The organism is Streptomyces sp. NPDC055955, assembly GCF_042270245.1.
GTDB lineage: Bacteria > Actinomycetota > Actinomycetes > Streptomycetales > Streptomycetaceae > Streptomyces.
The window spans coordinates 130,177-152,707 of record NZ_JBHJYS010000025.1 but is presented as its reverse complement, the minus strand read 5'-3'; the positions used below and the strand labels follow the sequence as shown (position 1 = coordinate 152,707).

The 22,531-nt window shown below is 67.9% G+C and carries 21 protein-coding genes; 10 read left to right on the top strand and 11 right to left on the bottom strand.

The genetic code is table 11. The annotated features are described in order from the left end of the window. Window positions 1-467 precede the first annotated feature (467 nt). On the top strand, window positions 468-980 hold the full coding sequence (locus ACFC96_RS37535) for an MFS transporter (protein ID WP_376616646.1): 513 nt from the start codon (window positions 468-470) through the stop codon (window positions 978-980). Window positions 981-1,178: 198 nt separating this feature from the next. Here ACFC96_RS37535 and ACFC96_RS37530 read toward each other — a convergent pair whose 3' ends face one another. From ACFC96_RS37530 to ACFC96_RS37505, 6 genes are all read right to left on the bottom strand, one after another. Then, entirely contained in the window at window positions 1,179-2,336 is a 1,158-nt protein-coding gene (locus ACFC96_RS37530; protein ID WP_376616645.1) for an RNA-guided endonuclease InsQ/TnpB family protein, read from the bottom strand. Between the two features lie 810 nt (window positions 2,337-3,146). Further along, a complete protein-coding gene (locus ACFC96_RS37525) occupies window positions 3,147-4,526 on the bottom strand; it encodes a DUF3100 domain-containing protein (RefSeq protein WP_376616643.1) in 1,380 nt (459 codons plus the stop codon). After that, the gene (locus tag ACFC96_RS37520; protein WP_376616641.1) at window positions 4,523-5,749 is read right to left on the bottom strand and encodes an amidohydrolase; all 1,227 of its coding nucleotides are present in this window, start codon (window positions 5,747-5,749) and stop codon (window positions 4,523-4,525) included. Before ACFC96_RS37520 ends, ACFC96_RS37525 begins: the two co-directional genes overlap by 4 nt. Before the next feature lie 9 nt (window positions 5,750-5,758). Continuing rightward, entirely contained in the window at window positions 5,759-7,324 is a 1,566-nt protein-coding gene (locus ACFC96_RS37515; protein ID WP_376616640.1) for an aldehyde dehydrogenase family protein, read from the bottom strand. Continuing rightward, entirely contained in the window at window positions 7,321-8,208 is an 888-nt protein-coding gene (locus ACFC96_RS37510; protein ID WP_376616638.1) for an NAD(P)-dependent oxidoreductase, read from the bottom strand. The genes ACFC96_RS37515 and ACFC96_RS37510 overlap by 4 nt, the downstream gene beginning before the upstream one ends. Window positions 8,209-8,564: 356 nt before the next feature. Beyond that, entirely contained in the window at window positions 8,565-9,443 is an 879-nt protein-coding gene (locus ACFC96_RS37505; RefSeq protein WP_340457458.1) for a MurR/RpiR family transcriptional regulator, read from the bottom strand. Window positions 9,444-10,696: 1,253 nt separating this feature from the next. Here ACFC96_RS37505 and ACFC96_RS37500 point away from each other — a divergent pair. After that, window positions 10,697-10,870 (top strand): transposase, encoded by a 174-nt coding sequence (locus tag ACFC96_RS37500; protein ID WP_340457457.1) that lies wholly within the window; start codon window positions 10,697-10,699, stop codon window positions 10,868-10,870. Between the two features lie 8 nt (window positions 10,871-10,878). On the opposite strand, the gene ACFC96_RS37495 is transcribed toward ACFC96_RS37500, so the two are convergent. After that, on the bottom strand, window positions 10,879-11,475 hold the full coding sequence (locus ACFC96_RS37495) for a hypothetical protein (protein ID WP_340457456.1): 597 nt from the start codon (window positions 11,473-11,475) through the stop codon (window positions 10,879-10,881). Window positions 11,476-11,600: 125 nt separating this feature from the next. On the opposite strand from ACFC96_RS37495, the gene ACFC96_RS37490 reads away from it, so the two are divergent. From ACFC96_RS37490 to ACFC96_RS37480, 3 genes are all read left to right on the top strand, one after another. Further along, the gene (locus ACFC96_RS37490) at window positions 11,601-12,431 is read left to right on the top strand and encodes a hypothetical protein (protein ID WP_340457455.1); all 831 of its coding nucleotides are present in this window, start codon (window positions 11,601-11,603) and stop codon (window positions 12,429-12,431) included. A gap of 68 nt (window positions 12,432-12,499) precedes the next feature. Further along, window positions 12,500-12,742 (top strand): hypothetical protein, encoded by a 243-nt coding sequence (locus ACFC96_RS37485; RefSeq protein ID WP_340457454.1) that lies wholly within the window; start codon window positions 12,500-12,502, stop codon window positions 12,740-12,742. Window positions 12,743-13,003: 261 nt separating this feature from the next. Continuing rightward, window positions 13,004-13,504: a DUF4352 domain-containing protein gene (locus ACFC96_RS37480; protein ID WP_340457453.1), complete on the top strand. Its 501-nt coding sequence runs from the start codon at window positions 13,004-13,006 to the stop codon at window positions 13,502-13,504. A gap of 174 nt (window positions 13,505-13,678) precedes the next feature. On the opposite strand, the gene ACFC96_RS37475 is transcribed toward ACFC96_RS37480, so the two are convergent. Next, a complete protein-coding gene (locus tag ACFC96_RS37475) occupies window positions 13,679-14,335 on the bottom strand; it encodes a hypothetical protein (RefSeq protein WP_340457452.1) in 657 nt (218 codons plus the stop codon). Between the two features lie 406 nt (window positions 14,336-14,741). Between ACFC96_RS37475 and ACFC96_RS37470 the strand changes: the two genes are divergently transcribed. Further along, window positions 14,742-15,374: a DUF2461 family protein gene (locus ACFC96_RS37470; protein WP_340457451.1), complete on the top strand. Its 633-nt coding sequence runs from the start codon at window positions 14,742-14,744 to the stop codon at window positions 15,372-15,374. 514 nt (window positions 15,375-15,888) lie between these two features. Here ACFC96_RS37470 and ACFC96_RS37465 read toward each other — a convergent pair. The 3 genes from ACFC96_RS37465 to ACFC96_RS37455 form a co-directional block, all read right to left on the bottom strand. Next, window positions 15,889-16,455, bottom strand: coding sequence for a dihydrofolate reductase family protein (locus tag ACFC96_RS37465; protein WP_340457450.1), 567 nt, complete (start codon window positions 16,453-16,455; stop codon window positions 15,889-15,891). A gap of 669 nt (window positions 16,456-17,124) precedes the next feature. After that, window positions 17,125-18,321, bottom strand: a complete 1,197-nt coding sequence (locus ACFC96_RS37460) for a PQQ-binding-like beta-propeller repeat protein (RefSeq protein WP_376616693.1) — start codon at window positions 18,319-18,321, stop codon at window positions 17,125-17,127. Window positions 18,322-19,251: 930 nt separating this feature from the next. After that, window positions 19,252-20,001, bottom strand: a complete 750-nt coding sequence (locus ACFC96_RS37455) for a hypothetical protein (RefSeq protein ID WP_376616634.1) — start codon at window positions 19,999-20,001, stop codon at window positions 19,252-19,254. A gap of 535 nt (window positions 20,002-20,536) precedes the next feature. On the opposite strand from ACFC96_RS37455, the gene ACFC96_RS37450 reads away from it, so the two are divergent. From ACFC96_RS37450 to ACFC96_RS37435, 4 genes are all read left to right on the top strand, one after another. After that, window positions 20,537-20,719, top strand: a complete 183-nt coding sequence (locus ACFC96_RS37450) for a hypothetical protein (RefSeq protein WP_340457445.1) — start codon at window positions 20,537-20,539, stop codon at window positions 20,717-20,719. 53 nt (window positions 20,720-20,772) lie between these two features. Beyond that, on the top strand, window positions 20,773-21,087 hold the full coding sequence (locus tag ACFC96_RS37445; RefSeq protein ID WP_340457466.1) for a CPCC family cysteine-rich protein: 315 nt from the start codon (window positions 20,773-20,775) through the stop codon (window positions 21,085-21,087). A 482-nt stretch (window positions 21,088-21,569) separates the two neighbouring features. Next, window positions 21,570-21,890: a GYD domain-containing protein gene (locus ACFC96_RS37440; protein ID WP_340457444.1), complete on the top strand. Its 321-nt coding sequence runs from the start codon at window positions 21,570-21,572 to the stop codon at window positions 21,888-21,890. Between the two features lie 266 nt (window positions 21,891-22,156). Beyond that, the gene (locus ACFC96_RS37435) at window positions 22,157-22,480 is read left to right on the top strand and encodes a DUF6221 family protein (RefSeq protein ID WP_376616632.1); all 324 of its coding nucleotides are present in this window, start codon (window positions 22,157-22,159) and stop codon (window positions 22,478-22,480) included. The last annotated feature ends 51 nt before the right edge of the window (window positions 22,481-22,531 follow it).

Sequence of the window (22,531 nt, the reverse complement as noted above, 5' to 3'; positions counted from 1 at the left end):
CGAACGGTCTATTGACCTGGGCATTCCCTGTGGCGAGACGGTCCGCCTACGGTGCGGGGCATGCAGTGAGAGCCGCGTTCGCGGCACAGCCCCCTTCCGCAGGAGCCCTCGATGCCCCATGCCCTGACCATGGCCCAGGTCCCATCTGATCGACGGCCTTCCCATGCGCGGCGCGCAGGTGGGGAGCTCCCTGATCGGCCCGTTCTTCCGGAGCCGCGAGGCTTCTTCCAGGCGACCCGGCTCGCCGGCGCCGCACCCCTCGGCATGGCCTTCGCGGCCATGACCGGAACAGCCGCGCTCGGCGCGGTCGTCACCCGCGTTGCCACCGTGACCGGTGCGGACCGGGACCCGCTGACCGTCATCCGAACCGGGGACCGGGGCAGCGTCGACGCCGGCCAGGGCATCGCCACGGCCCGCATTGACCCCGCACCCCGCCCCGCCCTCCCCTCAACGATGAGGAGACGTCCATGAGCGCCACACCACATCTCGTGGAACTGGCCCCGATCATCGAGCGCCAGCGAGCGAACCGCCGCTGGCTGTTGATGTACGCGGTCTGCTGCCTGATCACCTTCCTCGACGGCTTCGACTTCCAGATCCTGTCGTTCGCCGCCACCTACCTCAAGAAGGACTTCGGGCTCACCGAGACCCAGCTCGGCACCCTGGGCACGGTCGGCCTCTTCGGCACCATGATCGGTGCGCTGATCATGGGATATCTGGCGGACCGGATAGGACGCCGTCCCACCATCATCGTGTCGGTCGCCGGATTCGGCGTCTTCATGCTCGGTTTCGCCCAGGCGGACACCTACGCACACCTGTTCGCCCTGCGCTTCATATCCGGGCTCTTCCTCGGCGGCGTACTCCCGCTGACCTGGGCCCTGGCGGCCGAGTACGCGCCGAAGCGGTCCCGGGTGACCGCCGTCTCCATCATCATGTGCGGCTACACGCTCGGCGGCGCCGCCGGCGGTCCCGTCTCCAACTAGCTGATCCCCGACTACGGCTGGCGATCGGTGTTCGTCGTCGGCGGTGTCTGCTCCCTGCTCACCGTCCTCGCGGTGCTGCCGCTGCTGCCCGAGTCGGTGAAGTTCCTGGCGGTCAACTTGACCCGGCCCTAAATGGACCGGGCTTGGAGGTAGTTCCCAACTGGCTGCTGGGATGGACCCCTCCGTCCAGACACCCCGTTATGGGGTGGCAGGGACGCGTGACTCACGCCCCGCAGTCCACACAGCCTCGCCCTTGCGGGCGATGTTGTGGGAAGCATTCCGGTCAGCGTGGGCAACGACCCCGCACCCCCGGCAGATGAAAAGCCCCTGGTCCACACGGTTGCGCTTGTCGACGTGCCGGCACTGCGAGCACGTCTGCGACGTGTACGCGGGATCAACGAAGACCAGGGGCACACCGGCCCTGCGGGCCTTGTAGACGATGAAGTCTCCGAGCTGGGCGAAGGCCCAGGAGTGGAGCGTGACCCGTTGGGGCTTACGGAGCCGTACCCTCTGCCGGAATCCCTTGAGTTCTTCCAGGGAGATCCCGGCCGAGGTGCGTTCAGCCTCGGTCACGATCGTCTTGGCGATGATGTGGTTGGTGTTCTTGACGTGCCGCTGCTCGCGGCGGGAGCGCGCCTTGAGCCGGCGTTTGGCGGACTTGGTGCGCTTCTTCTGCAACTTCCGCCGCAGGTCGAGCTGGCGCTTGCGGTACCGGCCCAGTCCGCGCCCGGCGGCCTGGTAGCCGGTGGACGTGGTGGCGATGTTGACGATGCCGAGGTCCACGCCGATGAAGCCGTCCGGCTCGTACTGCTCTGCCTCGGGCACGTCACAGGTGGCGATCAGGTAGAACACGCCGTCGCGCTCGATCAGGTCGGACTCGCCCTTGCGGTAGTCGCGGAGCACCTTGAGCGCGCCGGCGGCGCACACGAACGAGACGTTCTTGATACGCCCGCCAGTTGTCCAGATGGACACCGTCTGCCGGTCGTACTGCCAGCTCAGACACCGGTCGTCATACGGCTGAGCGGCCTCGGGACGGAACGCGATCGGCTTGGACTCCGCCTTGAGTCGGCGCCTCGACTTCGGCCTGCCGAGATGTCCGGCGCGCAGGTTGGCGTGCAGCGTGGCGTACGCGTCACGCACCTTCTTGATCACATGCTGCGCGGCCTGCGCCCCCAGCCCTTCGGCCTTGAGGCGTGGATACGTGTGCCTACGCAGCTCATACTCACGCGGCACGCCGCGAGCGAACGCCACCTGGGACACCCAGCACGCCAGATCGTTGACCGTGCGCAGCGTGGAGCGCAGCGCGGCGGCCCCTTCGGCCTCCGGCAACAGCTTCACCTGCACCACAATCTTCATACCGAAACCCTATGCGGGAGCACTGACAACACAGCAGACCCATGCGTACACGCAGGCCACCCCCATTTTCAGAAGTGATTCCTCCCAGGCCTGAAGACCCGGGGATCCTCACTAGACCCCGCTGAAGCGTGCATCTCAAGTGGCGTCACCAGAGGAACACTTGCGTCCTATCCGCCCCAACTCCACGGGCAGAAGCAGCTGGTGAAGGGGAGGCTTCATGACCGACCTGGCCCCGGAAGGGACAATGCACAACAAAGTCATCGCCATCGACGAAAATCCGCGCCATCGTTTGAATCCGCCTTCCCATCCGGGGCTACGGAGGCCGCTGGATACCGCGCGGGCATTGCCTCTCGTAGCCCGCGAGGCCGAGGTCGGATGCCGCCGGTCCGGCCCAGGCGAGGAGAGCGCCCACCGCGATCACGGCGGCCCGCCAACGACTGGGGCTGGGACTGGTTGAACCGTTGATTTCGGGGACGGCCGTCGTCACCAGGATTGAGGATCACCGCACGTACGCCGCCGGGCGGCTCTCTGCCTCGCCATCTTTTACGTGCCCCCCGAGCACCCCGAGCACCCTGAGCACCCGGCCTTCATACCGCCAACCACTACACAGGCCGCGCCAATGATTCACCTGCAGAACCACAGAAACCACGGCAAAGACGACGCCCGCTGCTGTGCGCCGACCTGACTCATCCGGCGCTGGAAGCTTCGACGGGTACCTCGGCTACTGCGTTACGGGTGGGTCCCGCCCGTCTGCACGAGCGGGACCCACCGGTCCTCATCTGGTCGTTCGTCGCTGTCCTCGACTGGGCCTCAGCCCCAGACTCCGAGGGTGAACTCGGCGATGACCACCGACAGCAGGAACGACGCGGTGATCGCGACGAGACCGACCGGGACGATCTTCCAGCCGATGCGGCGCAGCAGCGGGAGGTCCTTGCCCAGGGACAACCCCGCAAGGGTCAGCATGATCGTGGCGATGGAGAGGAAGTCCACCGAACCGACCAGGCGGTTCAGGGCGTCGGATGCGAAGAACCAGGGGCTTGAGACGTACGCGCCCACCGTGGTGATCCACACGATGGCGGAGATCTTCCGGCTGACCTTGGCCAGGAGCAGGCCGAGGAGCACCAGGGCCAGCAGCACCGCGTAGCCGCCGACGATGTCCCAGCTGACCTTCTTGGCCGCGACGAAGGCGGTGCCGAGGCCGAGCACCGTCAGTGCACCGAGCGAGAGCCAGAGCGGGAGCTTGATCTCGCCCGAGGCCGCCGCGACGTCCTGCCGGAAGGCGCGGTTCGCAGCGGCGGCGCGCTCCTCGTCCTCACGGGCGGAGGCGAGGGCGTCGGACGCCTCCGGCTCGGTCGGCACCTTTGCGGTCGCGTGGTCCGACCGGCGACGGGTGAGGAAGCGGTAGAACCGCTCGGCCAGGGGCAGTGCGACGTAGATGCCGACATAGACCCCGAGGATTGTGGTGATGAGGTTGGAGACGGCGGCCATGCCGAGGATGGCCTGCTCGTGGTCCGGATAGGCGGCCACGATGCTGGCGGAGGACGCGGCCATCATGGATCCGGAGCCGACGCCGGCGCCCATGGCCAGTGCCAGCGGGTCGAAGATGTTCCAGTTCGACACGAGCGAGGTCAGGAGCGTGATGAAGACGGCTCCGAACATCGTGCCGAACACGTACATGGCCAGCACGCCGCGGTACTGGTCGGAGTCGGGCCCGTACTTCTCCGAGACCATGGCGAAGGAGGGCTCGCGGTCCAGGGAGAAGGTGGCGCCGACGGTGGCTTTGCCCATGCGCAGCAGGACAGCGAGAGGGAGGGCGATGGCGACCGTGCCGAGCAGGTGGCCGACTTCCTGGAGCAGGAGCGCGGGCCCGGCCTTGACGAGGGTCGGCAGGCTGGGGCCGATGTTGAAGGCGAGCCGGGCGACCAGGATCATCACGGCCACGCCGACGAGTGCGGCCGCCACCTTCTGGAGGTCCACGCCGAGGGGGCGGAACTTCTGCAGGGACACCAGCAGGCCCAGGACCAGGCCCCACACCATCGGGAAGACGATGACGGAGCCGACGCCCAGGTCGATGTCGAGCTGGCCGACGGACTGGACGACCAGGGCGATGACCAGGGCGAGGGCTGCGACCGGCAGGGTCTGCCGCGTTCTGTTCTCCTGCTTCCCGGTCGGAGCGGTGAGCGTTCTCATATCGTCACCGCGTCCTTGCCGAGGTCGCGCCGGTAGGCCGCGTCGATGAACCGCTGCCGGTGCTGGGAGTCGCCCGCCGCGTCGACGACGGTCCAAGCCAGCGCGCGGGCCGCTTCGAACATCACGTCGTACGCCGCCTCGGTGTCGGCCACAGCCGCGAAGGCGTGGGAGTGGATGGGCATCTCGGCGCCCGGGATGCTCAGCCAGGGATGGAGGCTGGGGATCACCTGGCTGACGTTGCCCATATCGGTCGAGCCGCCGCCGAGGCGGCCACCGGAGGTGGTGTCCCACCCGAATGTCTCCATGGCGGCAGTCCAGTATGCGGCCAGTGCGTCGTCCTGTACGAGCGGCTCGTAGAGCGGCTCGGTGGCCTCGACGGTCAGTTCGGTGCCGGTGGCCAGCGCCGCTCCTTCGAAGCAGTGACGGACGCGTTCCAGCAGTGTCTCGTACTCGGGCAGGGTGAATGCCCGGCACTCGAAGTCGACGACGGCCCGCTCCGGGATGATGTTGGTGGCGACGCCGCCCTGGGACACGAAAAGCGCCACTCGCTGGTCACCCGGGATCTGCTGGCGCAGCAGGCCGACGGCAACCTGGGAAAGCGTGGCGGCGTCGGCTGCGTTGACGCCCTGGTGGGGAGCTGCGGCGGCGTGGGCGGCCCGGCCGGAGAACACGGCCCGGTACCTGCCGACCGCCTGGGCGGTGGTCCCGGCCGGGTTGTAGCTGACGCCGTCCTGCACCGGGTGGACCATCAGAGCCAGGCCCACGCCGTCGAAGGCTCCAGCCGCCAGCAGCAGCGACTTGCCGCCGCCGTGCTCCTCGGCCGGCGTACCGATGGCCTTCAGCGTGAGGCCCAGTTCGTCGGCGTGCGGGGCCAGGGCCAGCGCGGCGGCCACCGAGGCGCCGGCGATGAGGTTGTGCCCGCAGGCATGGCCGATGTCGGGCAGCGCGTCGTACTCGACGCAGAGCGCGACGGTCAGCTCGCCACTGCCCACGGTGGCGGTGAACGCCGTGGGAAGCCCGCCGGTACCCTGCTCGACGTCGAAGCCTCCCTCGGCGAGCAGCGCGGTGATCGCCGTGCAGGATTCCTTCTCCTCGAAGGAGAGTTCGGGACGGGCGTGCAGGGCACGTGCCAGCGAGTGCACGCGTTCCCGCCAGCCCGCGACGCCATCGGATGTGGCTGTCTTGAGGCGGCTTCCGTAGTCGCCGGAATTCTTCGTGGTCACGGATGCCTCCTAGTAGCTCAGCGAGGGGAACGGGGCGCCGGCGGCGCGGGTGGGGGTCCAGACGGCCTTGGTCTGCGTGTACTCGTCCAGCACTCCGGGTCCGGAGGACCGGCCGTGACCGGAGTCGCCGAAGCCGCCGAACGGCACCGCGACGTGGATGGTCTTGTACGAGTTGATCCAGAAGGTGCCTGCCTTCACGCAACGGGCCACGTGATGGGCGCGGGCGACGTCCTGGGTCCAGACGGCGCCGGCCAGGCCGAAGTCGGTGGCGTTGGCGCGCGCGATGGCCTCGGCTTCGGAGTCGAAGGCGTCGGCCCCGACCACGGGACCGAACACCTCGGTGGTCTCCAGCGGGTTGGCGGGGGTGACGCCGTCCAGGAGGGTGGGCAGGACCCAACGCCCGCCGGCCAGGGGCGAGTCGGTGACCCGGGCGGGCAGTTGCGTGCCGGTGACCCGGCGGGCGCCGCCTTCCAGCCCGGCCTTGATGAGCGAGGTGACGGTGCCGTACTGGGGCTGCGTGATGATGGGGCCGAGTTCGGTGGTGGGGTCGAGTGGGTCGCCGATCCGCAGCTGAGCCGCCCGGTCGGCCACGAGGGCGACGAAGTCGGCATGCACGGAGCGTTCCACGAGCAGTCGGGAACCGGCCACGCACGACTGCCCGGCTCCGGAGAAGATGGCGGACACGGCGCCGTCCGCCGCCCGGTCCAGGTCCGCGTCGGCGAAGACGATGTTGGCGCTCTTGCCGCCGAGTTCGAGGACGGTCGGGATACCGGCGGCCGCGGCGGCGACGGCTACTCGGCGGCCGGTGGCGACCGAGCCGATGAAGGACACCTTGCCCACGCGCTTGTCGCTGGTGAGGGTGGCGCCGACGGTGCCGCCGAGGCCGGTCGCGACGTTGAACGCGCCGTCGGGCAGGCCGGCCTGGTGCGCCAGCTGGGCCAGGCGCAGGGTGGAGGCCGGGGTGAACTCGCTGGGCTTGACGACGACGGCGTTGCCTGCGGCGAGCGGCGCGGCCGAGTTCCAGCCGGCGGTGAACAAAGGAGCGTTCCACGGGGTCACGGCCACCACGACGCCCCAGGGGACCCGCTCGGTGTAGGTGTGCCAGTTGCCGGGGACCGGGATCGTGTGCCCCAGCAGCTTGTCCGCCCACCCGGCGTAGTACCCGAACATCTCGGCGACCTTGGCCGCTTCGACACGGGTGTCGCGCAGGGGCTTGCCTGTGGTGGCGGACTCCAGCACGGCGAGTTCCTCGGCGTGCTCGGCGACGGTTCGGGAGACCTCGCGCAGGATGGCGGCGCGCTCGAAGGGGTCCGTCGCGGCCCATCGCTCTGCGCCGCGCACGGCGCTCGCAAGGACGCTGTCGGCCCCTTCCGCGCCGGCGTCGGCGTAGTCGGCGAACTGCTCTCCGGTGGCAGCGGAGGTGAGGACGACTGCCTCGCCCCGGCCGGTGACGACCTGTCCGTCGACGAACGATCCGAGACCCCGCGGGAAGCGGGCGTCCAGGGCTCCGCGGGCGGTGGCGGCGGAGGACCTGCTGCCCTCGCTCGGGAAGGTCGTGGTGATCGCGGTGCTCATGCTGCGGCGGTTCCTTCGGCGGTGAGGGAGGGAGCGACGGTACGGGCTATCTCGGTGAAGTCGGCGCCGGGACCGAGGGCGGCCAGCGCCTCCTGCCAACGGCTGCTGGCCGCTGCCAGTAGCCGCGGGGTCTCGCCGCGCTGCCGGGCGGTATCGACGGCGAGAGCGGCGTCCCTGGCCATGAGCCCCAGGGCGAAGCCGGAGTCGTAGGTGCCGGTGAGCACCCAGTCCGGATACATGGCCGCGGAGACTTTGCTGCCGCCGGAGGCGCCGCTGATGCCGGCGGCCGCGGCCGCGGGGTCGACGCCGTACGCCTTCGCGACGGCGAGGGCTTCGCCGACGGATACGAGGTTGACCGCCGCGAGGACGTTGTTGAGGAGCTTGACGACGTTTCCGGATCCGGGGTCGCCGAGGTGGCGGTACTGGCCGTCGGTGAGGGCGTCCAGCACGGGCCGGGCCGCGTCGAGGGCGTCCGTGGTGGCTCCGACGAAGGCCGTCAGCCGACCCGCCGCCGCCCCGGCGCGACCACCGGAGACAGGGGCGTCGACGAAGGCCACGCCCTTCTCCGCCGCCAGCGAGGCGCATGCGGCGGACGTGGCCGGCTGCGAGGTCGTGGTGTCGACGATGGCGAGCGTGCCCGGCCGCGCCAGCAGGGCGGGCACCGTCGCCTCGACCACGACTGCCGAGGGCAGCGACAGGACGACGTAGGGCGTGCCGGCCAGCTGGTCGAGGGAGTCGACCGTGTGCACGCCCGCCTGTTCGGCGGCGGCCCGGGCGGCGGGCGACGGGTCGTGACCGTGCACCTGCCAGCCGGCCCGGTGCAGGGCAGCGGCCATGGCACCGCCCATCGAGCCGAGGCCGACGACGGCGATGTGCTTGCTCATCAGAACTCCTGTCGGGAGGGGAGGTACGGGCGCGAGGCGGGGGGATCGGCCTCGTCGGCCCGGTTGGACGGTGTTCGGGTGTGGCCGGTGTGCCGGGGTGGAGAGGATTCCGGGGCAGAGACGACTGCGTCGGGTTCCGGCTTCGGCGACGGGGAGGTGCTGAGCGGCCGGTTCGCGGGTCGGGGCGGAGCGGCCGCTGGGGGGCCGCGTTCCGGGGGGCACGGCTGATCTGCCGTGCGGGGAAGGCGAATCCGGCACGGACGGTCCACCACACATCACCAGTCCGGCGGACGGTGGAACATGTGCTGTGTCAGTGCGTACGTGCTCATCGCCCTTTGCGTGGGCGGCGTTGCGGTTCAGTCGAGGTAGATGTCCAGGTCCTTCCACAGTTGCTGGGTGCGGCGGATGGCAGCACGGCTGCGCTCGGGTTGAGCCGCCTGCATGCCGGCGAGGAGGCCGTAGACCACCGAGGTGGCGGCGGTGACGGACTGGAAGAAGGAGATGCCCTCCGACGGCACGATCAACAGGTGGTCGGCGATGGATGTAGCCAGCCGGCCCCTGCGCATGTCGGTGATCGCCACCACCGCCGCACCGGCCTCACGGGCGGCGTCGGCGGCAACGATGATCTGTTTCGTCGAGCGCCACATGTTGACGACCACCAGGACATCACCGGGCCCGAGGCTGTTCACGGCGGTGGCCAGGTGCACCCCGGCCCGGTTCTCCAGCGCGACGGGATAGCCCATCGTGGAGCCGAGGTGGGCCATGACGCCGGCCGGACCGGCGAACGAGCCGACGCCGACCACCAGGATCGAGCGGGCCGCGGCCAGCGTGGCGATGGCGGCCTCGGTGTCGGCCGCGGAGTTACTCTCCAGCGTCTGACGCAGGTTCTCGATGTCGTGCGTGAGTGCGTCGTGCAGAGGGCTGCGGTGCTCGCCGTGCTCGGTCAGGGTGTCCTCGGTGGAAATGTGCACCAGGTACCGGGCTCGCAACTCGCGTTGCAGATCCGGCCAGCCCCGGTAGCCCAGCGTCTGGGCGGCGCGCACCACGGTCGAGTTGTTGACGTCGGCCCGCTCGGCGATCTGTGCGATCTCCGCGTAGGAAGCCAGCTGCGGATTCCGAACGATGATGTCGACGACCCTGGCCTGCGCCTTGGACAGTGACACGGCGGGCAGGGCGTCACCCAGCCACCGGTCGTCGCCGGCCTCGGTGGAATCGTTGTTCTGCGCTGAGGGCACGGGCCTTGCTCCCTGGTACGAGTCGGAGCACTCTGCAAGTGCGATTGCAGCACCGTACCTCGCAATTCCAGTTGCAGGAACCCCTGTATGTTCCACGTGGGTAAATCCTTCACGCCCTCGATCCGCCGGTGCGGGTACGTCCGCAGCAATCCTTGAGGGGGCCGACCTCGGCCGGTGGCGGAGGTTGCAGCCCTACCGGGTGAGTCAGGTTCAAGGTCCGGACTGGCTGGCCTACCCACCGCTTAAGGCGCGGTCGTGGGGGTGCCGACGGTGTCATCCGGCCTGTCCGGGGTCGGCTGCGCGTACTGGGCGTGGGCCACAGCTCACGCCACCGCACGGGCGGCGCGCAGGTCGAGGTCAAGGAGCGTACGCGCAAGCAGCGATGCGTTCGGCCGTGCACGGCTTGCTGCGGTCGGCTTCGGCCAAGACGCATGCCGGGGCATACAGAAACGGTCGGGTTCGGCATGCGCGCGGTGGATCAGATGGGAAGCGGTGATCACTCTGCGACGGCGGTTGCACCGGCCCCTGACTCCGCCGCGAGGCTTTTACGCGCGGCCACACCTCCTTCTTCCACAACTCCACCGCGTGCTCAACGTGCACCGACTGCACAGCAGCCTCGGATACCGCAGCCCCGCCGACTATGAGACCGCCCTCGCGACCTGACCACCACACCAAGGGTGTCCGTCAAAGCGGAACAAGCTCAGAACGCGACGGTGCCGAGGATGAGTTCGGCTGCCCAGTCAGGGCGCCCCCGGAGCAGAGCCGCCGCTGCTCGGCCTGCTGCCGAGGCCACTTGCAGTTCACAAGCCGGACCACCGTAGACAGCGGCCCGGTCTCAGCAAACCTCAGACGCCTCGTGCGTGTGTCGGATCGGCAGCAAAGGACACTTTGATGCGCTGCGCGATCGTGCGGCGCTTCTGGCCCCTGTATCTCTCCGACGACCAGCCGGCCGGGTTGCGTGTCCAAGACGCCGTCCGGTGCGTGAAAGTCTCGCCGTGATGCCGGAAAGCGGCCCGCCCGCCGGATGTCAGCACCCGGCGAGGGCCGCTCTGTCGTGCGAGGTGTTCAGCGCCTCACTTGAGGGCGTATGCCCGGGTGATGGTCTGGGTCGTGCGGCTGCCGCCCGCGTCCCAGGCCTCGGTCTTGGACGAAGCCGGCCAGGGGCTGAGGCCACCCAAAGGCCGCACGTGGGGACGCCGAGGCCACACACCCGCCGTGCGCGTCACCGCCGCGCAGGCACCAAACGTATCTCCATGGCCGCGCTGATCGGCACCAAGTCCGGCCACCGGCCCCGGCCGACCCATCGCATGCACCTCGGCCGCGGCCCCGCCAGGAGCCGGCGCAAGGGCCTCACCGAGACCGACTGCGCACACCTACTGGATGCCGCACACCAGCAACTCGGCGGTTCGATGAGTCGGGCGAGCTGAGCGCGAGGTCAGGTCGGGTTCTCTTCGGCCGTGAACGTCTCGGTCTCGTAGCGCGCCATCGCCTCGCGGTGCTCCTTCAAGTACTGGGCTTCGACGTCCTCGGGCGTGACCCCGATCTTCGCCATGATGGGGTTCAGGACCCTCTCACTGAAGCGTTCGTCCGTCTGAGTGAACAGTTGGCAGTCCGTTTTCAGGTCTGCGCACAGCTTGGCCCGGCTCGCCTCGGTGATCGTCTCTTGGATGCGCTCGCGCCAAAAGTTGTGAACCAGGTCGTTACGCCGCTTCAGGCTCCTGGTGAGGTCGTTGCCGACCTCCGGGTAGGCGCTGGTGTGCGCCTCGACGCGCTTGATGAGTTTCCCCATCATGTCCTTGAAGCCTTGCGCCCAGGGGTCGCGCATGAGCCGCTCTCCCTGCTCCCTCGCCGTGACGAGCTTGGTGAGCGCGAGAGCGTTGACGAGAGAGTGTTCGAGGACGTTGGCCTTGTAGATGGCCAGCCCGAAGAGGGCATACAGGGTCTTGTGATCCGTGCCGTTGTCGTACTCGTCGTCAGACTCCGGCTCCTCTCGCCATGTCGGCTCATGCCTGACCACACACAGTCCATCCATGTCGTCCAGTGTGCTGGCAGGGCGAGCTAATTGGTCCTGAATCTGATGATCTGTCCGCCAATGCCCGTGGCCTGCCGACCCTCGAGGGCGGAAGGGACTGACCGCAACCCAGGGGCACTCCCCCTATGCCTGACCTCGTGGGCGGTCTCCTCGACGCGGCACAGGGCATCATCCCCGGCGTCACCATGCCCGCGGTCACGGCGGCCATCGCCACCACGATCGCGTTCAAGAAACTGACGACCAAGCAAGTCGCAGCGATCGGCATCGTGTTCTGGTACGCCGCGTCCGATGCGGGCGGGTGTGGGGACAGGTCGCTGCAGCAGTCACCAAGCTCGGGCGCAGGTGTCGTGATGATCGTCCGTCTCGCTGACCACCTGCGAGGGCTCCTCGATCTCCTCGCCCGCCTCGGGCCCGGATCCCGTGTGCTGTTGCTGCGCATCGTCGCCCGGTTCGGATGGAAGGTAACCGGCGCGGTACTCGCGGCGGCCCTGAACTCGGCACCTCGGCACCTCGGCACCGACAGTGGAGCGTGTGGGTACTGCTCGGCTGGCGTGCCGCAGCGCGGTCCCACACCCTTTCCGACGAGCCCCGCCGAGGACCACGTCGAGGACGCCGACGCGCCCGTCGAGGAGGGGCCCGCCGGGCCCGACCGGGCGGACGTCGCTGACGTCGTGCGGGACGTGATCGGGACCGGCCGCGGCGCGCTCCTCACCGGCCTGCGCAGTCCCTCAGTGCGGCCGATACGCAGGCCGCCCGTGAGCGCCTCGACGCGGCCGGTATCCCGGTCCGTCCGGGGCTGCGCACGGCCGACGGGAACGGGCCCGGCGTTCACCGCGACGACGCGCCCGCCCCTCACCCCGCTCCGGCCGACGCACCGGTCGGTGTTGCTGCCACAGGCAAGGACGCCAACACCAACACGAGCAACGGCCTGCGGGTGGAGGTCCGAGAGGGGATGACGGTCATCAGCGACCCGGCCGAAAGCCACCGCAGGCACGACCCTCGCAAGTTCTGACGGGGAGCAGCGATGCCGTACCTCTACTGGTGCGCTCAGTGCGGTGCCCGGTCGCCTCAGCCGCACGACCGGCGCGACGATGCCGACGACGAGCGCGCCGAGCGCCGTGCCACGGAGCACGGCGGGTTGGCGCCGGCCGCCAGTGACGGGGTGCGCGCGGTCCACGCGGTGGGCCGTACAGGGGGCTGCTCGGGGTTGCTGTTGTTCGTCCTGCTCTTGCTCGCTGCGGTCCTTGCGAACTGCTGGGGCCGCTGACCAACGCATGAGACCTGCGGCGGCCGATCACTGCTAGGCATCCCGGCTGCCGCGGCTACTACCCGTGTAGGAGCAGCCGGTCCCGGGCGCACCGGAGAAAAAGTAGCGGCGACGTACAACCATCCGCCGCCTTCACAGGTCACACACATGTCGCTCACAGAAAGGGCACCTTCACCAATGAACCGCGCCGCCAAAACCGTTGCAGCCCTGCTCCTCGCAGGTCTCCTCCCCCTCACAGCCGCATGCAGCAGCGGATCCGAAGTGAACACCACTCCGAACAAGAAGAGCGACACCAAGCCGGACGACAAGCCCGGCAAGAAGCCGACCAAGGAAGCCGCAAAGAAGGACGCCAAGACCGGCGACACCATCACCCTCAAGGGCATGGAAGACGGCAGTCAGCTCGACGTCACCGTCGTCAAGGTCGTCGACCCCGCCAAGAGCAGCGACGACTTCATGACCCCGGAGTCCGGAAAGCGCTGGATCGGCGTCCAGTTCAAGCTCGTCAACTCCGGGACCAAGGCGTACAACGACAGCCCCTCCAACGGAGCGCAGGTCGCCGACGCCGAGGGGCAGCAGTTCCAGTCGACGTTCGGGGAAATCACGGCTGGCCCGTCGATGTCGTCCAGCGTCAAGCTGACCCCTGGCGGGAAGGCCCTCGGCTGGATCGTGTTCGAGGCCCCGACCAACTCGAAGGTGACGCAGGTGCAGTTCGCCATGGACTCGGGTTTCTCGGACCAGACCGGCCAGTGGAACATCGGCTGATCCGCACCTGAACCGGCCCCGCCACGGCTACCCCCTCGTGGCGGGGCCTCCCCATGTCACAACACGGACAAGTTGCACCAGGGCCCGTACCGCGCGCCGCACCATGCCGATCAACACCAACCGCTACGACGTGGACAAGACCGCCAGACGCCCGGGCACCCTGATCGAACGTGATCAAGTCCGGCCGTGAGGCCATGATCTGGGTCTGTCAGTGGCGCCGGGCGGAATGCACTCCCGTGAGCCGCGCCAGCCCGGATTGTCGTTCGGCAAGAAGGTTCCAAACAGCGACTCATAGGCGCCGTCCTCCCCTTCGTCGCCGAGCAGCACATGGTCGGGCTCAGTTCTCGCAACCGCTTCTCGGAGCTTTGAGACCAGTTCTTCTATGGACGTCAAGTCGAGAGACAAGGCGTCGGCCAGACGGGCGCGATGCTCACCAATGTCGGGCTCATACTCCGCAAGGTCCTGTTCGAGGTGCCCTGCCGCAATCTGCATGGCCTCCACATCGCCCCCACCCGAGAACTTCAGGCAGTCGTGCCAGCAGGGAAGACCAATGATGATCTCCAAAGCCGCTGTCAAGTCGTCAGCGATCAGACCGGCCTGCCCCTCGGAGCTGGCATACACCACGGGCTGCCGGCCACTGGGTTCGCCGCCCAGGAAGTACGTGCCACCAGCAGCATCACTGGCGAAACCCCTCATCAGAGCGCCTGAGGACAGGCGGATGTCCTCCTCCTGATCACCGCGCGAGATGTCGAAGTCGAAGGCGGCTTCAAGGAGGTTGGAAACATCCGGATTGCTCCGGATCAGGTCGAGTACATGATCGGCTGAAGTCACGGCCGGGACGATAACAAGAGGGGCTGACAACAGACCGCCCCGGGAGCGAAATGGGCACCTCGCCATGAACGGAGTGCGAGCGTCGGCCCCTCACTCAGAGGCTGGACCTTAGTTCAGAGAAGTGACCAGGCCAAAGAGCTGGCACCGGACCAGATGGCGGCGGGCATGGCAGACCTCCCGGCCCCCTGACGGACAGGCCTTGTGGGATCTCAAGTTCGGCTGCAAAATCTCACCGCCCGCTTCATATCGACTGCACTCTCCGTGTTCCTCGACCAACTCGCCCACCGCGCACGGCACACCCAACTGGCCGACGAGTCCCGCCGCAGCACCTCCCCTTGTCTGGGATTACGTCCCCCTGCCCGTCCCACTCTCCGCGCGCGGATCGTGGGTGAGCTATCCTCCGCGCATGCGCGGACAGTTCACCGGCTGGCCGGAGCAGGCCATGGACGTGTTGTGGCAGCTCCAGGGCGAACCTACCCACGCGACCCGCGAGCGTTACCGCGCGGACCGCGAACGCCTGGTCCGGCAGCCGATGATCGCCCTGCTTAACGAGATCGCGGACACCGATCCTCGGTATGAGGACTTCTCCGTCTGGCATTACCGCACCGACTCCTGGTGGTGGCAACACCAGGGCGCGGTGATCCGACTCGGCCGCAAGATCGAGATCAGTCTCCGATTCGCCCTGGACGGTCTGCGGATCCAGGGCGCCTGGTGGTACCCCGATCCCGGCCAGGTGGACATGTTCCGCAAAGCCGTGGCCTCCGAGGGGAGCGGCCGTGAACTGTCCGCCATCGTCGAGGACGTGCGGAAGAGGGGCTACGACATCTCCGGGGACGTGATGAAACGCCCCCCGCGCGGCTATCCGACGGACCACTCCCGTACCAACCTGCTGCGCCACCGTTCGCTGATCGCTGCCCGCCCCCTCGGCTGCGAGGAGTGGCTCCACACCTCCGAGGCAGTCGACCGGGTCCTCTCGGCTGCCGCCGACCTGGACGCCCTGCTGATGTGGCTGGTCCGCCACGTGAAGCGCGCCGCCTGACATCACCGGGGCCAGGGGGACAGCACGGTCGAAGGCGGACCCCGGACCGAGAGCCCAGGAGATCCGGCAGGAGTTTTGGGAATGCAGGCGCCGACCAGGGCAATGCCCCCGCGCAGTGCGATGTTGCGGTCGAACATCCGGTGGCTGACCCCCGCGTTTCCCGCCATACGGCACCGCCACACAGCCGACCGCACCTCCGACCCAGGTGATAACGGGCCGTGATACCTCGCAGGTCAGAGATCTCCCCGCCCGGAGCGGCCTCAGCAAACCTGGCGGGGATGCACCAAGAGCCGAGACAACCGCAGATGAAGCAGCGTGAGACACCACGAGAAGTGGCAGGTCACAGCCGCGGCGCATACAGCAGAGCGCGAGACCCCACAGGCCTCCAACCTAGGACCCGCCCTGACGGCCAGCACGCGTGTAGGGTCTGGCGGCTGATGTCGTAATCTCAGGTGCCTTATGTACCGATGTCGCATACGACATCACCGTGAGACCAGCGCGTGGGTGCTGCTGCTCAGTGCCTCGTCTCGTACCTGGTCAGGACCACCCCGCCGGGAAACGTCCGCGTCTCCACCAGGTTCAGGTTCACCCAGCTGTCCAGCGCGGTGAAGAACGGCGTGCCGCTGCCCACCAGGACCGGATGGGCGGCGATCACGTACTCGTCGATCAGCCCGGCGCGCATGGCCGCCCCGGCGAGCGTTGCGCCGCCGATGTTCATGGGGCCGCCGTCCTCGGCCTTGAGCCGGGTGATCTCGGCGATCGCGTCGCCGGTGACCAGGCGGGTGTTCCAGTCGACCTTGTCGATCGTCGAGGAGAACACCACCTTCGGCGTGTCCCGCCAGTTCCGCGCGAACTCGATCTCCGCCGGGGTGGCGCCCGGCTGCTGGTCGCCGGTCGGCCAGTAGGAGCTCATCGTCTCCCACAGCTTGCGCCCATACAGCGACAGGCCACTCGCCTGCTCGTGCTCGAGCCACCACTGGAACAGCTCGTCGCTCGGCGGTCCGCTCCAGCCGATATCGTCGCCGGGGGCGGCGATGTAGCCGTCCAGGGTCAGGTTCATGCCGTAGATCAGTTTCCGCATCGCCCAGCCTTCCGTCCGCGGGTGTCCGGCGTAGAGACCAGCGCCGCGCGGGAAACTCATCGGTGCGCGACCTGGGCTCGCCGGTAGTCCTCGTGCTCGGGGCTCAGCGTGGTGTACTCGGCCGACTCGGACAAGCCGCCTGATCTCGCCCTCGCCCTCGCCCTCGCCCTCGCCCTCGCCCTCGCCCTCGCCAGGAAATACCGTGGGCGCCTCGCTGGACACGATTCGCCGCAGAAGCGAGCCGGGAGTGAAGCGACTCGTGCGGAAGCTACCGCTAGTTGGGGCGACCGTCGACCTAGTCATGGGCAAGGTGCGCGACTGGGATCACAAGCCGTGGACATGGGTTGACCTCACGGCACCCAGTCCCGTCGAAGACTGACCGTGCCCCCGGCGTGCCCGATCGAGCGGGGAACACAGGGAACGCCGGTCACCCACGGACAGCGCGCAGGTTGACGGCCCTGACCCATGTACCTGGTCAAGGGCCGTCAACCTGCGCGGTGGGTGCGGGATTTGAACCCACGGTGACTCGCGCCACGACGGTTTTCAAGTTTGTTGACATCCTTGCCTCGCCGTTGAGACTCCGCTGATACCTCATGCGGCAAGACGCGCCCACCTGCCACCAGGCCCATTGGGCTGGGTGATGACGAGGTGCGCGCCACGAGGGAGGGGTCAGTCCGCGGCGATCAGCACGTCTCCCTCATTGTCGAACCAGCCGATGCTCACGGACCCGTCGCCAATGTCACGTACTTCGAGTTGCCTGCTCTCGTCCGGAACGGTCATGGCCGGCAGTCGCAGGGTGTGGAGGAGGCGCCCGGTGCCCGAGTCGAGGACGAGGAGGTCGGCGCGGATCCGGCGGCCCTTGTCCTTCCCCGTGAGGAACGGCTGGCGTACGACGTACACCCGGCCGTCGGCGATCTCGGGGACCCCGTACTCCTGGCCGGTCGGCGCCCGCAGCTGCCAAGCAAGGTGTCCGTCCCGGATGCCGTAGGCGCGCAGGAGAGTGTCGTGGTACTCCTCGGATCGGTCATTGGGGTCGATGGCCGACAGTACGATGCCGCCTCCCCCCGCGACCGTGTCCCACGCATCCGCGGCAGTGAGAGCGCGCGCAGTGACCCCTTGGCGGTTCACGTCGAGCAGCTGAATGGCCGGCGGGTGGTCCGCATCAGGGATGACCAGTGTGTGCTCGCCTCCCCTGACCATCAGCTTGGGGGCCGCGGTGTGCTGCTGCCACAGAACCTTGCCTGTGCGGTTGTCGATGCCGAGCAGGAGGTTGTACTCGCCCCTGTCGGGGTTCGTCACGTTGCAGACCAAAGGCACGACGCTCAGGTGGCCCGGGAAGGCGTACGCAGTGATCAGGAGTCCGTCGGGGCAGGATTTGGGCGTCTTCGCAGTCCACAGACTCCGGCCGTCGCGCTCGGCGAAGGCACGCACGGCACCGGGAGCCTCGGTGAGAGCCTGGCCGCCGACGAGCGCCGTGGTCCGATAGCCCTTGGCATGCTGGATGTCTACGTGCCACAGCAGCTTGCCCGTGCGCAGATCGACGCCGATGAGCCTCCCGTCGCCGAAGGCGGCCACCACGGTGCGTTCCGACACGTCGGACGTATGCACACTGGTCTCCGAGTCCGGGCGCTCGTAGCGCCAGTACTCCTTGCCGGTCCGCACGTTCGTCGCAGTCACACCGGAGAGCGAATCTGTCTCCCGTACGTACAGTCCGTGGACCAAGGCTTCATCGAATGCCGAAGTCCGACGTACGACGCGTTCAGGCGCGACCGGCGCACCGGCGCCGAACGCGGCGGGAAAGGGGCCGTGGGCTCCGGTGACCACGTCCCGTGGCTGCTGCTGCCTGTGCACCCACAAGTCGCTCATCGAGAGGAGCAGCAGCGCAATGAGCATTGCGCTGAGCAGACCCCACACTTGACCGCGGGCCAGCACCCGCACTTCCGCAACGTTCGGAACAGGCTTGCCCGGTCCTCCCGGCAGCCCAACTCCTGGTTCTCCCAGCAAATTCATCCGTCGCGCCACAACAGCCCCCCGGCCCTGCCCCCGATCACGGTGACCCGATGGCTGAGGGATTCTCACCTTCCGCAGAAGGGCAGCACAAGGGCTGGGGCGTGGTTGTCGTGGCTCGCCGGGTGGTTCCCGAGGGCCTCTGTCCATTTCCCCGGGCTTCTGCCTGGTTTGCGCTCTGAGAGCGAGAGCCATGGGCCGCCTCAGTTTCCGTCTTGCTTACTGCCGTTCGGAGTCGTTCGCACCGGTACGACAGGTCCAATCCGGCACCGCTGACGGCCTGGAACGAACGCGCGTGAACCAGAGCGGACCACTGCCAGAACCCGACCAACAGACTTGGAAAGCGTGTTGATGGAAACCTACGCAGCCTGCCGCTCCGGCCGGCAGACGTGGCCCCTGAGCAGGGTGACCACGACTCACGTGTAGTGCAGCCTGACTTCGCTGCGGTACAGCAGTGAAGTACAGCAACCGGCCCCGTCCGGCAGCGTCCCTATACGGCCGTAGTCCGACCGGTATGACCTCCAGTGACCGGTCCCACGCGGACGAACAGCAGCGGACAAGCACGGACGCGCATGGACGGCCACCGCAGATGGGGGCCACACCAGCCCAAGGAACGCCCTCACCCGTTTCTTCGGGACGAAGCGGTCCCCGTGCCACAGCCGTAACACATTTCACGGTCATTCACGTCAGCACAGCTGGGAAGCACAACCACCGAAGGCAGACGTCCCCATCAAGTTGCTTCGGGACAAAGGGGTTGCAGGTTTACATCCTGCCTCCCCGCAGCGGTGATCAGCTGCAACTGGCGATGACCTGCCCGACGACGGAGAAGCGCTGCATGCACTCCGGGCAGGTCGCCTCACCGAAGGCATAAGTCAGGGCCTGCGCGACTTCATCGTGACCGTCGGCCCGGGCAAGGTCGTACAGACGGTGGCCGAGACCTTCCAGTGCACGGGGGTCGGCCGGATGGAGAGGGAAGGTTTCGACGTCGTCGTCGGATGAGGCGTAGTCCCCCATCGCGCTGAAGAAGCCCCGCTCCCCGATGACCACCCACACTGACGTGCACCCGCCGGGATTTGGGCACTCGATTTCGTATTCCTCGCTGACGACGCCCCAGATCAAGTCCTGTGCCCAGTGGATGTCGCCCTCCAGATTCAGGACCGCTTCCAGCAGATGGCAGTAGTCATTCCGGTCGGCCGTGCCCTGCCGCCACCGGTTCGCGGCGGCCAACAAGCGTGCCACTTGCGACACGTGCTGGCTGCGCAGGTTCCGGGTCTCGTACCGCTGGTCCGCCTGGACGAGAAGGGCGCCGGCCAGGTGGAGGGCCGAAGCTGCCGTATCGGCATGGTCGTCCTCCGCCATGTCAGTCAGCCTGTGGAGCACCAGCGGATGGGCAACGTCCAAGGAACCGTTGTGGTAGAGCTCCGTCCACAGGTCGCTCCAGGCCTGGCTGTCCGCCCCCTTGGCAGCACGTTCCAGCAGGGCCCTCAGGCGGTCGGAATCGGCGTCGTCCGCGAGGGGAACAGAAGAACTCGTCGTCATCTCCGGAATCCAAGCAGCCTGACGCAAGCGTACTTTCGCCGACCTGTCGATTGCCGCGAGTGTGTGTATCGGCAGGCTGAGGCGGGCCGCGGGCCCGGCGAGCCGTTGCGTGTCTACGCGGTGCCAAAGCTGTTCCGCTGACATCAACGGCGACAAACAGCAGCAGTTGTCGGCAGCCTTCCATGGCCCCTATACACACAGGCGGGCCCCACCACACCCGGCATGGATCGAACTCCTAGAGCGGGTGTCGCAGGTTCGAATCCTGATGGAGGGGCCGCCGCGCGCGAGTGCTGGCCGGTTCGTGGTGAGCATGGTGGGCTCTCATCCGTCCGCCATCGACCCAGGCAGAGCCGAGCAGACACGGCCCATGGCGTCCAGGTTGTTCGTACAGTGGTGGGTGACTCGGCGGCTGCGAGGCCGCCTCGGTCTCTCGTGGAAGCAGGGGCTCCGCACTGCGATCGATCTCTTGACGGCTCGGTTGCGGCTCATGATGCTGAGCTGGCTCGCAGGAGGCGGGCCATTCGAGGGGGTAGGCATGAGCGAGCCGCAGATGAGTAGTCGTGATTTCTGGGCACAACTCGCCTTCTTAGCGGCGTTGGCCGCGGCCATAGTGTCGCTCTTCATCGGCCAGCCCGAGTGGCTGCAGCTGTTGGCGCTCATTGTCATGGTGCCGAGTGTCGCCGTGATGTGGCTCGAGAAACGGAAGCGGACCCGCTAGACACGGCGTGGTCATACACGGTGGCGTTGGACCAAGATGCAGCCGTGACCTTCATGATTGTTCGCGGCAGCGCCGAGGCCGGACCATACCGCTGTCCTTGCTGCGGGTTCATCACCCTGGCTGAGCGTGGGGCGTTCGAGATCTGCGCCGTCTGCTACTGGGAGGACGACGGCCAGGACGAGCACGACGCGGACGAGGTCCGCGGCGGTCCGAACCACGACCTGAGCCTGCGGAATGCCCGCCAGAACTTCGAGGCGATCGGGGCATGCAACGAGTACTGCGCCCAGTTCGTACGCGACCCGCTGCCCGAGGAGCACCCTGGCGGCGGAAAGCGATTCGGAACGGGCACTCTCCACTCGCTGTCGTGACATCCACGGCTGACATCGACGACGGCGACCGACAGGGGATCGAGCCGGACACGTGGGGCTCGACCAGAGTGCACAAAGCACCGCCCGAGGCTCCGCCGATCGAACTCCCAAGCGGGTGTCGCAGGTTCGATTCCTGCCGGGGCCCAGACAACGGGGACAGTTCGGAAGCGTTTCCTACCGCTCTGATCCGCGTGCCAGGACCGCCGTTCGATGCCCTGTTCGGAAGAACCCGAGGCGACTCCCCCGTCGCTCCTGATGACGGCATCGCGCAATCCGTCATGACCCGATCATCGTCACTGATCATGCGCCGGTCGGCACCCCGCCCATCCGCGGACAGAGCCACCGCTGCGATTCATCATGCCGCGGGCACCGGAAAAGTTCAGGTTCCAACGAGTGAACCCAGCCGTTCCCCGCGTGGGGGTCGATGTGACAGCGGGAAGGCCATTCCAATACCGGACAAACGATGGGCAGGAAGCATCCCTATGCCGAAGTTTCTCATCCAGGCCACCTACACGCCCGAGGGCACCAAGGGGCTGCTCAAGGAAGGCGCCAGTGGCCGTCGCGCCGCCGTCGACCAGGTCGTCACCAACCTGGGCGGGCAGGTCGAAGCCATGTACTTCGCCTTCGGTCAGGACGACCTCGTGCTGATCGTCGACTTCCCCGACCCCGTCTCCATGGCCGCCGTCGGCCTCACCGTCAAGGCGAGCGGAGCCCTCCACACCCGGGCCACCCCTCTCCTCACGATCGACGAGATCGACGAGGCCGCCCGTCGGCAAGTCGCTTTCCGCTCCCCCGGCACGTGAGCCCGGGCCCCTTGGCCCCGGTACCCGGTACCGACCCTGCCGCCTACCGCCGTCCGTAACCGACCAAGCAGCGTCGACTGACATCACCTGCTGACATCAACGTGCGGGACGCCGCCAACTTCGGGCGGTCATAGGTGTCGGTCCAGGCCTCGCCACGGTCGACTGGTCATGGACGAGTTGAAGCGATAGCCGCACGCGCAGAAGGGCCTGCTCCCGGAGTGAGGTGTGGGCAGCACGTCGGACCCGCCAAGACAAAGAGCCGTCTGATGGATACCCTCGTGCAGTGGTACAGCGAACAGCCCGTCGAGGACGAGCGGATCGCCCGAAGTGCGACCGCTCAGCAACGCGGAGGCGAGGCATGGGCTTACGTGGACTCCGCCGTGCGGGCGGGTAGCAGCCTCGACATCTTCAAGACGACGCCGCAGGGTTTCGGCGAGCATGTGGCGCAGCATGATCCGGCGCGTGTACTTCGCGAGATCGACGTCAAGCGAAAGCTACTTGCCCCGGACGCGGAGCACGAACGCATAGACCGGGAGACAATCGAGGCCGAGAGTGAGCACGCGCGACCTCTCGTGTCGCTGCGGCCGTAACTGGACGCGGTCGGGCATCATGCCGCTGTATACGCGCACCGGCCCGGCTAC

Bases quoted from the DNA above. Each gene is read 5' to 3' on its own strand.
- ACFC96_RS37535 (WP_376616646.1), top strand. From the start codon at position 468: ATGAGCGCCACACCACATCTCGTGGAACTGGCCCCGATCATCGAGCGC.
- ACFC96_RS37530 (WP_376616645.1), bottom strand. From the start codon at position 2,336: ATGAAGATTGTGGTGCAGGTGAAGCTGTTGCCGGAGGCCGAAGGGGCC.
- ACFC96_RS37525 (WP_376616643.1), bottom strand. From the start codon at position 4,526: ATGAGAACGCTCACCGCTCCGACCGGGAAGCAGGAGAACAGAACGCGG.
- ACFC96_RS37515 (WP_376616640.1), bottom strand. From the start codon at position 7,324: ATGAGCACCGCGATCACCACGACCTTCCCGAGCGAGGGCAGCAGGTCC.
- ACFC96_RS37510 (WP_376616638.1), bottom strand. From the start codon at position 8,208: ATGAGCAAGCACATCGCCGTCGTCGGCCTCGGCTCGATGGGCGGTGCC.
- ACFC96_RS37500 (WP_340457457.1), top strand. From the start codon at position 10,697: ATGGCCGCGCTGATCGGCACCAAGTCCGGCCACCGGCCCCGGCCGACC.
- ACFC96_RS37495 (WP_340457456.1), bottom strand. From the start codon at position 11,475: ATGGATGGACTGTGTGTGGTCAGGCATGAGCCGACATGGCGAGAGGAG.
- ACFC96_RS37490 (WP_340457455.1), top strand. From the start codon at position 11,601: ATGCCTGACCTCGTGGGCGGTCTCCTCGACGCGGCACAGGGCATCATC.
- ACFC96_RS37485 (WP_340457454.1), top strand. From the start codon at position 12,500: ATGCCGTACCTCTACTGGTGCGCTCAGTGCGGTGCCCGGTCGCCTCAG.
- ACFC96_RS37470 (WP_340457451.1), top strand. From the start codon at position 14,742: ATGCGCGGACAGTTCACCGGCTGGCCGGAGCAGGCCATGGACGTGTTG.
- ACFC96_RS37465 (WP_340457450.1), bottom strand. From the start codon at position 16,455: ATGCGGAAACTGATCTACGGCATGAACCTGACCCTGGACGGCTACATC.
- ACFC96_RS37460 (WP_376616693.1), bottom strand. From the start codon at position 18,321: ATGAGCGACTTGTGGGTGCACAGGCAGCAGCAGCCACGGGACGTGGTC.
- ACFC96_RS37455 (WP_376616634.1), bottom strand. From the start codon at position 20,001: ATGACGACGAGTTCTTCTGTTCCCCTCGCGGACGACGCCGATTCCGAC.
- ACFC96_RS37450 (WP_340457445.1), top strand. From the start codon at position 20,537: ATGAGCGAGCCGCAGATGAGTAGTCGTGATTTCTGGGCACAACTCGCC.
- ACFC96_RS37445 (WP_340457466.1), top strand. From the start codon at position 20,773: ATGATTGTTCGCGGCAGCGCCGAGGCCGGACCATACCGCTGTCCTTGC.
- ACFC96_RS37440 (WP_340457444.1), top strand. From the start codon at position 21,570: ATGCCGAAGTTTCTCATCCAGGCCACCTACACGCCCGAGGGCACCAAG.
- ACFC96_RS37435 (WP_376616632.1), top strand. From the start codon at position 22,157: ATGGATACCCTCGTGCAGTGGTACAGCGAACAGCCCGTCGAGGACGAG.